Annotated in this window: 13 protein-coding genes and 3 pseudogenes; 14 read left to right on the forward strand and 2 right to left on the reverse strand. The window is 28.0% G+C overall.

Annotation, left to right across the window (positions count from 1 at the left end; translation table 11 throughout):
• The first annotated feature begins 4 nt into the window (after positions 1-4).
• From BQ5344_RS04315 to BQ5344_RS04325, 3 genes are all read left to right on the forward strand, one after another.
• Positions 5-982: an FAD:protein FMN transferase gene (locus BQ5344_RS04315; protein ID WP_071124314.1), complete on the forward strand. Its 978-nt coding sequence runs from the start codon at positions 5-7 to the stop codon at positions 980-982.
• Entirely contained in the window at positions 970-2685 is a 1716-nt protein-coding gene (locus tag BQ5344_RS04320; protein WP_235846109.1) for a ClC family H(+)/Cl(-) exchange transporter, read from the forward strand. Before BQ5344_RS04315 ends, BQ5344_RS04320 begins: the two co-directional genes overlap by 13 nt.
• Before the next feature lie 142 nt (positions 2686-2827).
• Positions 2828-3079, forward strand: a complete 252-nt coding sequence (locus BQ5344_RS04325) for a transposase (RefSeq protein WP_071124315.1) — start codon at positions 2828-2830, stop codon at positions 3077-3079.
• A 63-nt stretch (positions 3080-3142) separates the two neighbouring features.
• On the opposite strand, the gene BQ5344_RS04330 is transcribed toward BQ5344_RS04325, so the two are convergent.
• Positions 3143-4063, reverse strand: coding sequence for a DDE-type integrase/transposase/recombinase (locus BQ5344_RS04330; RefSeq protein WP_071124316.1), 921 nt, complete (start codon positions 4061-4063; stop codon positions 3143-3145).
• 350 nt (positions 4064-4413) lie between these two features.
• Here BQ5344_RS04330 and BQ5344_RS12125 point away from each other — a divergent pair, with 350 nt between their 5' ends.
• From BQ5344_RS12125 to BQ5344_RS04340, 4 genes and pseudogenes are all read left to right on the forward strand, one after another.
• The gene (locus tag BQ5344_RS12125) at positions 4414-4689 is read left to right on the forward strand and encodes an IS3 family transposase (RefSeq protein WP_158662990.1); all 276 of its coding nucleotides are present in this window, start codon (positions 4414-4416) and stop codon (positions 4687-4689) included.
• 18 nt (positions 4690-4707) lie between these two features.
• Positions 4708-4926: pseudogene (locus BQ5344_RS12000) on the forward strand (DDE-type integrase/transposase/recombinase); the annotation flags it as partial.
• 21 nt (positions 4927-4947) lie between these two features.
• Positions 4948-5118, forward strand: a pseudogene (locus BQ5344_RS12005) (IS3 family transposase); the annotation flags it as partial.
• 69 nt (positions 5119-5187) lie between these two features.
• Positions 5188-5558, forward strand: a pseudogene (locus BQ5344_RS04340) (autotransporter domain-containing protein); the annotation flags it as partial.
• A gap of 204 nt (positions 5559-5762) precedes the next feature.
• On the opposite strand, the gene glpK reads toward BQ5344_RS04340, so the two are convergent.
• Positions 5763-7280, reverse strand: coding sequence for a glycerol kinase GlpK (glpK, locus tag BQ5344_RS04345; protein ID WP_071124318.1), 1518 nt, complete (start codon positions 7278-7280; stop codon positions 5763-5765).
• Between the two features lie 133 nt (positions 7281-7413).
• Here glpK and BQ5344_RS04350 point away from each other — a divergent pair, with 133 nt between their 5' ends.
• The 7 genes from BQ5344_RS04350 to BQ5344_RS12010 all read left to right on the forward strand — a co-directional run bounded on the left by BQ5344_RS04350 (position 7414) and on the right by BQ5344_RS12010 (position 15017).
• Positions 7414-7677, forward strand: a complete 264-nt coding sequence (locus BQ5344_RS04350; RefSeq protein ID WP_071124319.1) for a SemiSWEET family transporter — start codon at positions 7414-7416, stop codon at positions 7675-7677.
• 137 nt (positions 7678-7814) lie between these two features.
• The gene (gene cbiE / locus BQ5344_RS04355; protein ID WP_071124320.1) at positions 7815-8453 is read left to right on the forward strand and encodes a precorrin-6y C5,15-methyltransferase (decarboxylating) subunit CbiE; all 639 of its coding nucleotides are present in this window, start codon (positions 7815-7817) and stop codon (positions 8451-8453) included.
• A gap of 157 nt (positions 8454-8610) precedes the next feature.
• A complete protein-coding gene (locus BQ5344_RS04360; protein ID WP_071124321.1) occupies positions 8611-9312 on the forward strand; it encodes a hypothetical protein in 702 nt (233 codons plus the stop codon).
• Between the two features lie 366 nt (positions 9313-9678).
• Positions 9679-11592 carry a tellurite resistance TerB C-terminal domain-containing protein gene (locus tag BQ5344_RS04365; RefSeq protein WP_071124322.1) on the forward strand — a complete coding sequence of 638 codons (1914 nt, stop codon included), beginning with the start codon at positions 9679-9681 and terminating at the stop codon, positions 11590-11592.
• Positions 11585-12901: a BREX system ATP-binding domain-containing protein gene (locus BQ5344_RS04370; RefSeq protein WP_071124323.1), complete on the forward strand. Its 1317-nt coding sequence runs from the start codon at positions 11585-11587 to the stop codon at positions 12899-12901. The genes BQ5344_RS04365 and BQ5344_RS04370 overlap by 8 nt, the downstream gene beginning before the upstream one ends.
• Entirely contained in the window at positions 12901-14418 is a 1518-nt protein-coding gene (locus BQ5344_RS04375; RefSeq protein WP_083378194.1) for a DEAD/DEAH box helicase, read from the forward strand. Before BQ5344_RS04370 ends, BQ5344_RS04375 begins: the two co-directional genes overlap by 1 nt.
• Positions 14394-15017, forward strand: coding sequence for a hypothetical protein (locus BQ5344_RS12010; protein WP_083378195.1), 624 nt, complete (start codon positions 14394-14396; stop codon positions 15015-15017). The genes BQ5344_RS04375 and BQ5344_RS12010 overlap by 25 nt, the downstream gene beginning before the upstream one ends.
• The last annotated feature ends 218 nt before the right edge of the window (positions 15018-15235 follow it).

Below are 15235 nucleotides of genomic sequence, written 5' to 3' on the forward strand. Positions count from 1 at the left end.
AAACATGATGTATAAGGTTCAAGTACGTTTTTTATTTCATTCGGATATAAAAATTAAAATACCTGAAAGCTATGATGATTCTGTTTTTGACAGGTTATTTGGAATTTTAGAAAATGTGAATGAAAAGTATAATTCTTATGCTGAAAATTCGTATATTGATAAAATAAATAAAAATAGTGGACATTTTGTAAAAGTAAATGATGAAACCATAAGTATTTTGAATAATATTATTCATTTATCAAAAATTATTGGTGGAGAGTATGACATTACAGTAATGCCTCTTATAAGATTGTGGGGTTTTTATAAACAAACCCCCATTTTGCCATCTTTTGATAAAATAAAAAAAGCGAAAAGGATTGTGGATTATAAAAAGATAATTATTGATAAAAAGAAAAAGCGGGTAAAAATTGAAAAGAATCAGGAAATTATAACGGGTTCATTTATAAAGGCGTATGCAATAGAAAAAATGGCTCAGGAGATGAAAAAAATTGGGATAAAGGACGCAATTGTAAATGCTGGCGGAAGCAGTATCATTGCTATTGATGAATGGGGCATTATCGCTGAAAATCCTGAGGAAGAAAAAGAAATATTAAGAAATGCCGATGGAATGCCTGTAAGAATAACAAAGTATGGGTATAATGGAAAAAATGAAGATAATGATTTATTTGAAATAAAAATAAAAAATACAAGTTATTCCACTTCTAATCAGAAAAACACATATCTTTTGATAAATAACGAAAAATACGGACACATTATAAGTCCCAGAACTGGTTTTCCTTCTCAAAATAAACAAGTCGGAATAATTACAAAAAGTGCCTTTTTTGGTGATATTATTTCAACAGGGATGTATAACCAGACACCTGAAAAATTTTATGAAATTATGGGAAAATTATCTGAAGAAATGGAAATTTCAGGATTTTTGATTAATAAGGCAGGAAAGATATTTTATTTTAATATGGAAGAATATTTTTGTGGAAAATAAAAAAGGAAGAAGGAAATAAAATGGCAAAAGATGTTTTACATGAACTAAGGGATATAAATTCACTAAAATCAAGACGGAATAATGTGGTACTTATATTATTGTGTTTTCTAGTAGGGATTTTTTCAGGAATAATTGTCGGAACATATACATTAATGTTAAAAAAAATGTCGATTTTCAGGGAATTTTTTACAACAAATCTGGAATTTCATAAAATATTTATTGGAATAGCAGTTTTTGTTATTATGGGGTTAGCCATGCAATTTATGCTTACAAAATATCCGTTAATTAGTGGGAGTGGAATTCCTCAGGTTAGTGGACTGCTTACGAAAAAAGTGAAATTTAAATGGTTTGGGGAACTGGTTACGAAATTTGTGGGAGGAATATTAGCAATTGGAGCTGGAATGTCTATGGGACGTGAAGGGCCTTCGGTTCATTTGGGGGCTTTGGTTGGCTCTGGAGTAAAGGAAATTACAAAACGTTCTGAAGTAGAGGAGAAATATCTCGTAACATGTGGAGCAAGTGCTGGAATTTCTTCAACATTCAATGCGCCACTAGCAGGAGTTATCTTTTCGCTTGAAGAATTGCATAAATTTTTCTCGCCGTTATTGTTAATTTGTACTCTTGTGGCAAGTGGAACCTCAAATTTTGTTTCGAGGATGATTTTAGGCTCACAAACTTCATTTCAATACAATTTTATGCTTCCAAAAGGCATACCATATTATATATTTGCTCTTATAACGGTTGTTTTCTGCGTTATAATTACAATTACTGGAAAAGCGTTCAGCTATTTTTTATTGCTTATTCAAAGACATTATAGAAAAATAAAAATTAATAAATATGTAAAAATAGCTTTGTTTATGGTAATGGCATACGTTATTGCCGTATTTTTTAGTGAAATAACAGGTGGTGGACACGAACTTATTGAGGAAATGTTTGGGAAAGATGTTATTCTAAGGACACTTATTATAATTTTAGCTTTGAAATTTTTTTATACAATGCTTTGCTATGCAACAGGAGCACCTGGCGGAATTTTCTTGCCGATGCTTGTAATAGGAGCTTTAACAGGAAAAGTATACGGAGTAATATTAAATCAGTATTTTGCAATTCCTAACGAAGTAATCGTTCATTTCATGCTGCTTGGAATGGCTGCCTATTTTACAGCAGTTGTGAGAGCTCCGATTACGGGAATCACGTTAATTCTCGAAATGACAGGAAATTTTTCGTATCTTTATATGTTAATAATTGTCTGCACAATAACTTATATTTTTACAGAATTGCTTAAAATGGAGCCAATTTACGAACGGCTTTACTTTAATATGTTTCAGAAGCAGATTTTAGAGGAAGACAAGAAAAAAAGAAGAATGCAGAAACGTTTTAAGAGACTGGAAATTTTGGAAAAATGGTGGAAAAATAAAAAAATTGAAATTGGAATAAAGACAGACGAAAAAAATATAAAGGATAAAATAGTAACACTTTTAATTCCTGTAGGAGCAAATTCTGAATTTGATAATAAGACAGTTAAGGAATTGAATCTACCTGAAAACCTTCTTATTGTGAGTGTACGTAAGGCAGGAAAAGATAGTATCGCACGGGGAGATACATTAATTCAGAGCGGAAATCAGCTTGTGATTATTACAGATTATACGACAGCTCAGAAGTATGCTGTGGAATTGAAGGAAAAGGGAATGAAAATAGTGGATTAATATAAAAAGATAAATGAAAATATAAATTAGGTTAGTTTTTTAGTCTTTTTTATATGTTTGGAGTGTACCCAAAATCTTGGACAAATAATTTGAAAACTAGTTTCCTATTTGTTAAAATATAGTTAAGGAGAGAAATTTGATTATGAACAAGAGAAGTAAAAGGTACACAGATGAATTTAAAATGTTAATTTTAGAATTGCTAGAAGAAGGAAGAACAAAAAAATCATTAGAAAATGAATATGGGGTAGCAACGGCAACAATCAGAAAATGGGAAAAAGAATTTAAAGGAATCATAGATAAAAAATACAATGCTAACGAAGCTTTAAATGAAATCATGGCCTTAAAAAGGCAGCTGCAACAAGAAATGGATAAAAATAAAAAATTAGATGTATAGATGTCAAACATTTGTTACAAAAATATATTAAAAAAAATATTTCTTTCCTAATGTATCTTTAAACTACTGATTTTCCTTGTACTCTTTTAATACTTCATTTGGACTCTTAAAGCCTAGTACTTTTCTTGATATGTTGTTGTATCTTGTATTGTATTTCTTTATTGACCTTAACAGTTCTTCCTTGCTTTTAAATTTCTTGTCTGCATAGTACTTGCTGTCAAGCCTGTGGCTTCTTTCCACTTTTCCATTCTCCCACGGCGAATATGGACGGGTTGTCACGTACTCTATCCCCTTCTCCTCCAGTTTCACCTCAAACAGCGTTTTCTTATCACTTTCAGAATTTGTGAACTCTTTCCCATTGTCCGTCTGAACTTTCTTTATGTCAAATCCCAGCTCCTTTTCCAAGTTCTCTAGAAACTTTGCAGTCTGATAGGTGCTTTTTTCATCTGCTATCCTTAACACTCTTTTTCTTGTATATTCATCTAATGCCGTTATTTGATAATACTTCTGGTCACGTGTGCCAAACTTTATGCATTCTTCTGGAACATATTTTATGTCTATCTGTACTCTTTCCCCAGGGTACTTAGCCTGTTCAATCTTCTTTTTTCTTTTATGCTGCTTTTTAGGCTTTTCTTTGGCATTGCCCTTCATTTTCCTTATTATCCTGCACATTGAATCGTATGTACGGCTGTAGCCTTCCTTTCTTGCTTTGACATAAACTTCTGCTAGCCCTTCATAGCCAAATTTCCTGTATTTTTTTATAACCAGTTCTATTTCTTCTTGCGTGTGTTGGTTTGGGTGGCTTTTAGGTCTTCTGCTTTTTGGTAGAAGAGATTGGACTGTGCCGTCGTATCTGTCTCTCCAACGTTTTATCTGCTGACGTGATGTCTTATATTTCACTGCTGCCTTTGAATTATTATTATGTTTTATTGCATACTCAATTGCCCGTTGACGAACACGGTATATTTCTGATATACTACTCATATGAAAGGTTTCTCCTTAATGTGGTTTTGGTAGGCTTACATTATATCAGAAACCTTTCTTTTTTTATATATTCTTGTCACATATGTATTATCTCACAACAAAATGGATAAAAATAAAAAATTAGAAAAAGACCTGGAACAAAAGGAACTAGATATTGACATATTAAAAAAGGCATCAACCATATTGATGAAAAAATAAGGACTGTTGACAAGTACGCATTAGTAAAGATTTTATTCAATGAGTTTAATGTTTCAAAATCAATAATAATTAATTTAATAGGCATTAAAAAAAGCAGCTATTACTACTGGATTAAAGAGGTCAAGACACAGAGGAATATAGAAAATAAAATTTTGTACGATATAATAAAATCAATATGGCAAGACAGCAGAAAAACTTACGGAGCAGTAAGAATTCATAAAAAACTAAGAAAGTTAGGATTAGAAGTAAATATAAAACGAGTCAGAAGATTGATGAAGAAAAATCAGATAAAGTCAATAATTCATAAAAAATTTAGAAATTATAACAAATCAGACGACATGAAAGAAACAGCAAGAAATATTTTAAAAAGAAATTTTGATACAAAAAAATTAAATGAAAAATGGGTAAGTGATATAACATATATTTGAACAAGAAAGGACGGGTGGTGCTATTTATCAAGTATAATGGATTTGCACAGCAGAAGAATAATATCACATAAGGTTGGAAAATTTATGGATATAAAATTAGTTATCGACACCTTAAAAATGGCGATATATAAAAGAGGGGATATAACTGATTTGATAATACATACAGATAGAGGAAGCCAGTATGTGAGTAAAGAATATCGTAAATTTTGTGCAAAAAAAAGCATAAGCATATCTTAGAGCGGAAAAGGAAATCCTTATGATAATGCCTGTATAGAATCATTCCATGCAACATTGAAAAAAGAATATGTACATAATGAAAACTTTGAAAGTCTAGAAAGTTTAAGAAGTAGAATGTACGAGTATATAGAAATATGGTATAATAACAGCAGAATACACAGTAAAATAGGATTTACAAGTCCGAATGAATAAGAAGAAAGCATAAAGAAAGGAAACAAAGAAATTGCTTAAAAATAGTCTAAATTTTGGGCGACACTCCACATTAAAGAAGACAGAGGAGAAATGAGACTAGAAATACAAGGAAACGATTATTTCTCAGTAAAACCAGAAGTTGGAATGGAATTTAGATATGTACAACTGTTAGCAGTAAGAACAAACTTAACAGTAGGAGTAACAGCTTCTTATGAGAATGAACTAGGGAAAGTTGGAAATATAAACAACAAAGGAAGAGTTAGATACACAACAGCTGACTGGTTTGGAATAAGAGGAGAAAAAGAGGACAGACGAGGAAATGTAGGTTTGATTTAAATATTGGTGTTGACAATACGAGATTCGGAGTTACAGTAAATGGTGGATATGATACTAAAGGTAAGAATGTAAGAGCAGGAATAGGATTTAGAGCCATTTACTAATGTATCATAAAAGTTCTTTAATTAGATTTCAAGTTTATAACAATCTATTTAAGCCTTTATTTTATTTCATTTGGATGATTTAATATTAAAGATATTTAAGTCATAACGAATATTATTTAATTGTTATAAAAAAATGAAAAGTTTTAAAAATAAAAACAGTGGAATTTGACTTTCACTGTTTTTTTGTATTATTTATTATATTTGTTAATCTTCTTCCCAGCTTTTAGCTTTTTCAACCGCCTTTTTCCAATGGATATAATATTTTTCCCTTAAATTGTCAGGTAAGTCTGGTGTAAATTCCTTATTTAAACGCCAGTTTTTTTTGATTTCTTCTTTATTTTTCCAGAATCCAACAGCAAGTCCAGCCAAATAGGCAGCGCCTAATGCAGTTGTTTCGATAATTTCAGGACGTAAAACTTTTGTATTTAAAATATCGCTTTGAAATTGCATAAGAAAATTGTTTGCTGTTGCACCACCATCGACTTTTAGAGAATTTATTTCAATACCTGAATCTTCTTTCATTGCGTTTATCAAGTCTTTTGACTGGTAGGCGATGGATTCGAGGGCAGCACGAATTATGTGGTTTTTATTAGATCCACGGGTAAGCCCAACGATTGTACCACGGGCGTACATATCCCAGTATGGCGAGCCTAATCCAACAAATGCTGGAACTAAGTAAACGCCACCGTTATCATCGACTTGCTGTGCAAAATATTCTGTATCAGAAGCCTTGTCAAAAAACCTTAATTCGTCACGAAGCCACTGGATAACAGCCCCGCCAATAAAAATACTTCCTTCCAGAGCATATTCCACTTTCCCGTCAATCCCAATGGCAATAGTTGTAAGTAAGCCATTATTTGATTTTATGCACTTGTTCCCAGTATTCATAAGCATAAAGCATCCTGTTCCGTAAGTATTTTTTATATCTCCAGTATGAAATCCAGCCTGCCCAAACAACGCCGCCTGCTGATCTCCAGCGATACCTGAAATTGGAATGGAAGTACCGTTTTCTTCACCAATCGTAATTCCCATTCTTGTTTTTCCGTAAACTTCGCTTGAGTTTCTAACTTCTGGAAGCATACTTTCTGGAATGTTAAGTTCCTTTAAAATTTTTTGGTCCCATTCTAAATTTTTTATGTTAAAAAGCATAGTTCTGGAAGCGTTTGTAAAATCAGTAACATGCACTTTTCCGCCAGTCAATTTCCATACAAGCCAAGTATCAACCGTTCCAAAAAGCAGTTCCCCATTTTCAGCTTTTTCCCTTGCACCTTTCACATTGTCAAGAATCCATTTCACTTTTGTCCCTGAAAAATAAGCGTCAATTATCAGCCCTGTATTTTCCTTTACATAATCTTCAAGTCCACGGCTTTTCAATTCTTCGCAAATTTCAGCCGTTCGTCTGCATTGCCAGACAATTGCGTTATAAACAGGTTCACCAGTATTTTTATCCCACACGATTACAGTTTCCCTTTGATTTGTAATTCCGATTGCCGCTACATCCTTTAGAGAGATTCCAGATTGTGCGATAACTTCGGTAAGAACGGAACGCTGGCTTGCCCATATTTCCATAGGATTATGCTCAACCCATCCCGGCTGTGGAAAAATCTGCGTAAATTCCTTTTGAGATTTCTCAATAATGTTAAGATTTTTATCAAAAATAATTGCACGTGAGCTAGTTGTTCCTTGATCTAGAGCGATTATATATTTTTTTTGATTATCCATAAAACCTCCTTATAATAAATTATATCTTGAGAAAAATATTTGTCAAATTTTTAATTTGTAAAGCGATGGAATCCGTGATATAATACAAAATATAGCAAAAATTACTAAACTTTTTAAACACAAGGAGGAAAAAATGAACAAAAAGAAAATTAACACATTAGTTGGCTCAATAGGAGCATTTATAGGGATAATTGTATTTATAACATATATTCCCCAAATTATTGCCAATATAGGTGGACAAAAAGCACAGCCGTGGCAACCACTTTCCGCCTCAATTTCATGTTTAATATGGGTAATTTACGGATGGACTAAAGAACCTAAAAAAGATTATATTTTAATTGTGCCAAATGCAGCAGGGGTAATATTAGGATTTTTGACTTTTATTACAGCACTTTAATAAAAAATAACTTTAAAAGACTGTGAAAAATCAGTCTTTTTTTCTTTTCCAGATTTATAAAAAAAAATTATTTTTCTTTAATTTTTAGATTATTTAAGGTATAATAAACTGATAAAATTTAAAATGTGAGGAGAAATATGAAAAATAAAATAAATGTACTTGGATTAGGTCCTGGAAATCTGGACTATACTTTGCCAGTTGTATTAAAAGAAATTGAAAAATCAGATATAATAATTGGTGGAAAACGACACATTGAAAGTCTTGGAAAATATGCAGAAAATAAAGAATATTGTTATATAAAGGCTGATTTACAAAGAGTTTTGGATTTTATCGAAGAAAATCGAAATAAAAAAATATCGCTAATCTTGTCTGGTGATACAGGTTTTTATAGCATGCTAACATTTATGAGAAAACATTTTGATGCAAAGGAACTTAACGTAATACCTGGAATTTCTTCGATCCAATATATGTTTGCAAGAGTTTCTGAATATTGGAATGATGCTTTTATATCAAGTGTTCACGGACGAGAAGTTGAGTATGTTCAAAAATTGCGTGAATTTGGGAAAATCGGACTTTTAACAGATAACAAAAATACACCTCAAAAAATAGCAGAAATACTTATTGAGAATGGCATGGAAGAGGCTATTATTTTTGTTGGAGAAAATTTGTCTTATGAAAATGAGAGAATTTTGGAACTTTCAGCAAAAGAAATGGTGAAGGTTGAGGAGAAATTTGAGATGAATGTGGTTGTGATTTATTGGGATGGGAAGGAATAGTGAAAAATCAAAAATTATACGTATTTTAAGATTTGATAAAACAAATTTTTAAAAATAAAAATAGATTAATGAATATATCTATTGAAAAAATAAAGAAATAAAAATAAAATTTTTTAGTAATAAAGTTAAATTTATAAAAAAGAGAGAAGTGAATAATATGAAAAAAATAATTTTAAGTTTATTTGTATTGCTAAGTTTAGCAACTTTTACACAGGAAAAATATCAAATAGAAATAGAACCATCAGCGAAAATATCTCAAAATGTTATTCAAAGCTATAATTCTCAAATTGAAAAAGAAGTGAGCAAAATATATTCAAAAGAAGAAATGTTTGGATTGATGAATAAAATGATGAATGGAGTTTCTGCTCAAAGTAAAAATGAAGCAAATGATTTGAGCAGATTAATGAATGGATTTTTTGGAGAAAACTATGTTTCTAAAATGATGGATACAGTGTTTAAGTATTATAAAATTGAAATAGAAAAGATAAATTATATTTCTGAAAATAAAGCTTATGTAAAAGTTAAATTGGGATTTCCTATTAATATTGATGAAATGAAAAGTATGAGTAGTATTGATAAAATGCTAGAAAAAGCCGAGGAAACTTCTAAAAAACTTGATGCTGCCTTTAAGAAAAAAACAGGAAAAACAATGGAAAAATATTCAAAGTCAATTTCAGAAAAAGATGAAAAAGCAATGAAAAAATTTTTTGAAATAATGGGCGAAATTCAAATGGAAATTATGGATGAAGAATTTGCCAAAATAACGAAAAATGGAAAATATGTGGGAAGAAAAGAAATTTTAGAGGCTAACAAGAAGAATGGAAAATGGGTGATTGAAAATCCGAATTTTGGGTATTGATTAAATAGAAACAAAATTATTTGTTGAAAGACTAACTATAAAAAGTCAAGCATAAATTTTAAAGTTTTTAGAGAAATAAAAAAAATGTTGAAATGATTTCAAGAATCTATACTAGAGATGACGTTTATCTTAAGCAAATAAAGACCAATTAAAACTTATTATCAATGACAAATGAAAATTCATTTGGAACAAGTACGTATATTTATTGGGCTTATGATAAATTAGGTAAAAAATCTGGAGCGAAATTGAAAATGTTTGTAAAATTGAAGATATAAATGGTATGAATGATAGACGGAATTTAGGAAATTTATGGTAAATTAATTTATAATTATAAGAAAAAAATTTTTACTTGAAAGGCGAAAAAATATGAAAAATTATATTTCAGAGTTGATAAAAGAAATTTTTTCAGAAGTAAATAAAATTTTAAATTATAAAAATAATGAAAAAGAGTATTTAAAAAATGAAAGTTATGATTTAAAAAAAGAATCTTTTGAAAAAGAAATCATAAATAGTGACATTATTAAAAAAGAAGATGCTTTTTTTAGTAAAAAAAACGATATAATAGATATTACAAACTTTAAAGAAGAAAAAATTGTTTATTCTGAGTTTAAAGAAGATGAGATGAAGATTATTAACAACTGGGAATCTAAATTAGGTAATATAGATAATTATTATTTTAGTGAATTAAAAGTTCCATTTTTAAGAGAAAAAATTTTAGAACTTTATAATAAAATATTTGAAATTTCAAATATTGAGTTAAAAAATAAAAATAGGATACTTATTAAAGAAATTGAAAAATTTGAAAAGGAAAATTATGTTTTTAAAGGAGAAACTTTTAAGGATGTTTTTTATGGGGGAATACAGATAATAAACAGTAAGTATAACGGAGTTAGAAAAAATATAAGGAATTATTATTATTTTCAAGATTTTTGGAATATTTTACAAGAAGAGGCAAGGGAAGTTGTGATAGATGAAATAAATAAATATTTAGAAAAATTACCCAGATTAAATACTGAAATTATAGAATATTATAATTTAACACCAAACGGATTGCCTTATAGATATTGGGATAGAGATGGAAAATTTAGAAAAGAGTATAATTTATCAGAGTTGGAACAAAGAATATTAGAACAAACGAGTTTCAGACAAACTAAAATTTGGAATAATTATGAAGCTAAGAAGCAAATGATTCTTCTATATTTGGATGAATGGAAAATAATAGAAGAAAGAGTAAAAACTGAAGAAAAACTAAAAAAGAAAAGTAAAAAAATTATAAATGCTATTTTAAATTTACAAGATTATGGTTATTTTGAATACAATGAAATAAAAGGGGTATACGCAATTTTAAAAATAGTAGAAAACAAGATTAGAAGCTTTATACCAAATTACAAAATACTTGAAACAGAAAAAGAATTAGAAAGTATAAAAAAATTTTTTTCTAAATCAATGTCAAACGAATTATTAGAAAATATTGAAAATTTTAAGTTATCTAAAGAAAAAATTGAATCAATTATAACTTATGAGATAAAAAATTATCCTAAAGATTGGAAATTAAAATTAGGATATATAGAATTATTCAATGAGAAAAAAATAAATTTAATAATAAGATTTAATAATGATGAGAATTTGGAAAAAATAATAAAAGAATTACAGAAAAAAGAAAAAAATAGTGACGATAAGTTATTTTATTTATTTCTATTGAATAGAAATAGAGAATTGAAAAAAACTGAAGTAAAAATGTTAGAAAAAATAATATCTGTTGATAGATTTCAAGATTATAAAAAATTATTAGAAAAAGATAATGAAATAACTCAAAAAACATACGAGGAATTAAAATTATTAAAGTTTCAGAAAAAGAAAAAAATAGATTTAAATTTAGAAAAAGTAAAAGTGACAAAAGAGAAATTTGCTGAAACAGTTAATATTTTAGAAGAATATTTAAAAGAAGAAAATGAAGAAGCTAATATTAGTAAAATTTGTAATGAAGAACAAAAAGATATAGTTGTTGAGAATAAAGAACAAGAAAAAACAGAAAATTTTCAGGATAATAAAGTAAAAGAAGTATTGAAAGTAATAATAGAAACTCAAAAAATAGACGAAAATGATTTGAAAAATTATGCTAAAGAAAAAAATATGTCATTAAATGCTTACATAGATTTTATAAATAAAGAGTTATATGATATTGTAAATGATCAGGTAATAATTCTTGAAAATAATACTGTAAAAATAGATGAATTTTATATTGATGATATAAAGGAGTGGCTGAAAGAAAATGATTAAGATAAATCTCAAAGAAGCAGATAGTGTGATTAAAGCAATAGAGGGAGGGATAACTCCTAGAAGAGGAATACAGCATTTGTTAGTTGGAAGAAATAACGAAGTTCAGGAAATAGTAAAAATATTAGATAAAATAACTGAAGGAGATAGTGAAATAAAATTTTGGGTAGGAGATTTTGGTTCAGGAAAGAGTTTTATGTTGAGGACAATAGAATCTATTGCCTTACAAAAGAATTTTGCTGTTTCTACAGTTGACTTGAATCCTACAAGAAGATTTTATTCAACAGATGGAAAATCAAAAGCTCTTTATAGTGAAATAATAGATAATATAGTAGTTCAAACTGCTCAAAATGGAAAAGCTATAAATACAATAATAGAAATCTGGATAGAAAAAATCAAGAATCAAATCATAAATAATAAAAATTTAAAAGCAGAAGAACTGGATAAAAATCCACAATTTATTGAAAAAGAAATATTAAATTTAACTTCTTCGTTTACGACATCGTCAATATCCTATGAATTTGGTCAAGCAATTATTCAATATTATAGAGGAATATTAGAAGAAGATTATGATATAAAAGAGAAAGCTTTAAGATGGTTACGAGGAAATATTGAAACTAAAACTGAAGCAAAAAAGGAATTAGGAATTGGAAAAATAATCAATGATGATAACTGGTATGAGGCCTTGAAAACATTTGGAGAATTAATTTTAGATATGGGATACTCGGGTTTTGTAGTTAATTTTGATGAATTAGTTAATTTATATAAAATACCTCAATCACAAACAAGAGAAAAAAATTATGAGAAGATATTAAATATTTTTAATGAATGTAAATCTAATAAGGCAAGAGGAATGTTTATAAATTTTGGTGCAACTAAAAAAACGGTATATGACAAAAGCAGAGGAATGTCAAGTTATGAGGCATTAAAAGGGAGATTAGGGACAGAAAATGATGATTTATCAAATTTAATTAATACGAAGAAATCTGTATTATTATTAAAACCTTTAAACAATGAAGAGATATTTATACTTTTAGAAAGACTGAAAGATATTTATAATGTAAATTATAAAACTTCTATAGAACTAGATGCAAATGAAATAAGATTATACATGGAAGGAAAATTAAATCTTTCAGGAGCAGATGAATTTTTGACACCGAGAGCAGTAATAAAGGATTATATTGAAATTTTAGATTTAATAAGACAGAACCCAAATGAAAATATAATAGCAATAATAGAAGCAAAATTAGGAAAAATGAATAAAGTGGAAAAGGATGAAAATAATTTTGATGATGAAATAGAGGTATTTTAATGGACACTTATAATATGTTAAAAAAAGAAATCAGAAGATATATCTATGATCAAAATTGGCAGAAATTTACTAAAATACAAGAACATTCTATAAAACTTTATAGCGAAAGTGAGGATAATTTAATTTTAATTGCACCAACTGCCTCAGGAAAAACAGAAGCAGCTTTTTTACCTGCAATTAATAGTATTGAAAATTGGGAAGAAGGTATTAAGATAGTTTATATCTCACCATTAATTGCATTAATTAATGATCAATTTAATCGGATTTCAGAATTATGTAAATATATGGAAATAACTGTTACTAGATGGCATGGAGAAGCTTCTCAAAGTAAAAAGAGAGATATTTTAAAGAATCCCAAGGGGATATTGTTAATAACTCCTGAAAGTCTGGAAGCATTATTTGTAACAAAATCAGATAGAGTGAGGAAATTATTTTACAGTGTTGAAAATATAATTGTAGATGAGATTCATAGTTTTATTGGTTCTAATCGAGGAATTCAGCTTAAATCTTTACTGGAGAGAATGAACTCATATATAGAAAATAATAATCCTAGAATTATTGGAATGTCTGCAACAGTATCAGAAGAGAATTATTCAGACTTAAAAGAAATTTTTCAAAATGAAAGAACAACAAAAATAATTAGAGATAAAGGAAAAAATGAACTAAAAATAGATTATAATTTTTATTCTGATGAAACAGAAGTATTAAATAAGATTTATGAATATTCTAAAAGTGAAACAATGTTAGTTTTTCCGAACACAAGACAAAAAGTTGAAATGATAGCGGCAAATCTCAAGAAAAAAGCTCAAAAAGAAAAAATTAATATAAGTTATTTTTCTCATCATGCTTCAGTAAGCAAAAACATCAGGGCAATGGTAGAAAATTTTGCTAAAGAATCTAATAAAAATTTATTTACAATATGTTGTACATCAACACTTGAATTAGGGATAGATATAGGAGCAGTTGATAGCATAGTTCAATACAATGCTCCTCATTCTGTATCATCCTTAGCTCAAAGATTAGGTAGAAGTGGCAGAAGAACAGGAATGAATAATTTACATTTTATTTCAGATGAAAAATGGGATTTATTACAAGGATTATCAGCAATTTCAATTTATAAAAAAGGAAAAGTTGACAAAATAGATGTTGTGAAGAAACCTTATGATGTGATGGCTCATCAGATATTATCTTTAATAGTTGAAAAGAGTGAAATAAATTTATCAGAGTTTAAAGAATTTATTCAAAAATATCAAACTTGGAAAGACATTGAATATGAAGAGTTTTCAAATATATGTAATTATCTTTTGAAAGAGAAATATATTGAAATATTGGACAATAATGTTATCGCAGGAATTAATCTTGAGAAATTGTTAAAAAAAGCAGAGTTTTACACTCAATTTAAAGTAGAGGATATGTATTCAGTATACAATAATCAAAATAAAGTAGGAGAACTTCCACTAGGTATAAGAGTAAATATAGATGATATATATATTTGGCCGCAGGAATTTGGAAAATAAAAAAAGTAGATGAAAAGGTAAAGAAAATATTTGTAAAAAAGGCAACAGATGGGAAAGCACCTAGATTTTTGGGAGAAGAGGGAGAAATTACTGATGAATTAAGAAAAGAAATGAAGGAAATTTTATTCGATAAAAAAAATTGGGAAAAATATTCTGAAAAAATAAGAAAAAATTTGGAAATTATTTCAAAAAATCTTATTTTAAAACAAAAAATTTATTTTTATTTAGATAAAAATAGAAAAGATATAAAAACATTTAGAAGTACTAAAATAGACAGAACTTTGATGATATTATTATTGATTTTTTTAGATTTAAAAGATTTTAGGGAATTAAATGATACAATTCAATCAAATGATAATGTTATAGAAGAAGCTGTAAACAATATTATAAAAAGTGGGATAAATGAAACGCAAATTGTGAATTTTTTTGAAAATGATATAAAAGAGTCAAGGAAGTTAGAAAAAATAAGCTTAGTAGATGCTTACTTAAGTTCAAATAAATATATGCTTTTAGTACCAGATAATTTAAAAATTAAATATGTTATAGATAATAAACTTGATGTTCAAGGTGTTAAAAATTTTTTAGAAATTAGAAAATGATAGGTAAATGTATAAAATATTTTAAAGTAAAGAATTGAAAAATAATTGTCAAAAATCTCAAAATATAGTACAATTATTAGGTAAAAATAGAAAATACATATGCTTTAAATTTTAAAAATTATTTTATTCATTAATAATTAGGAGAATAGAATTGTGAAATGAATTGAAGTAGTAATTTGCATTATGTACTGTTAAAACAACAGAGTTTAGTTACAGAT

The organism is Leptotrichia massiliensis, assembly GCF_900104625.1.
GTDB lineage: Bacteria > Fusobacteriota > Fusobacteriia > Fusobacteriales > Leptotrichiaceae > Leptotrichia > Leptotrichia massiliensis.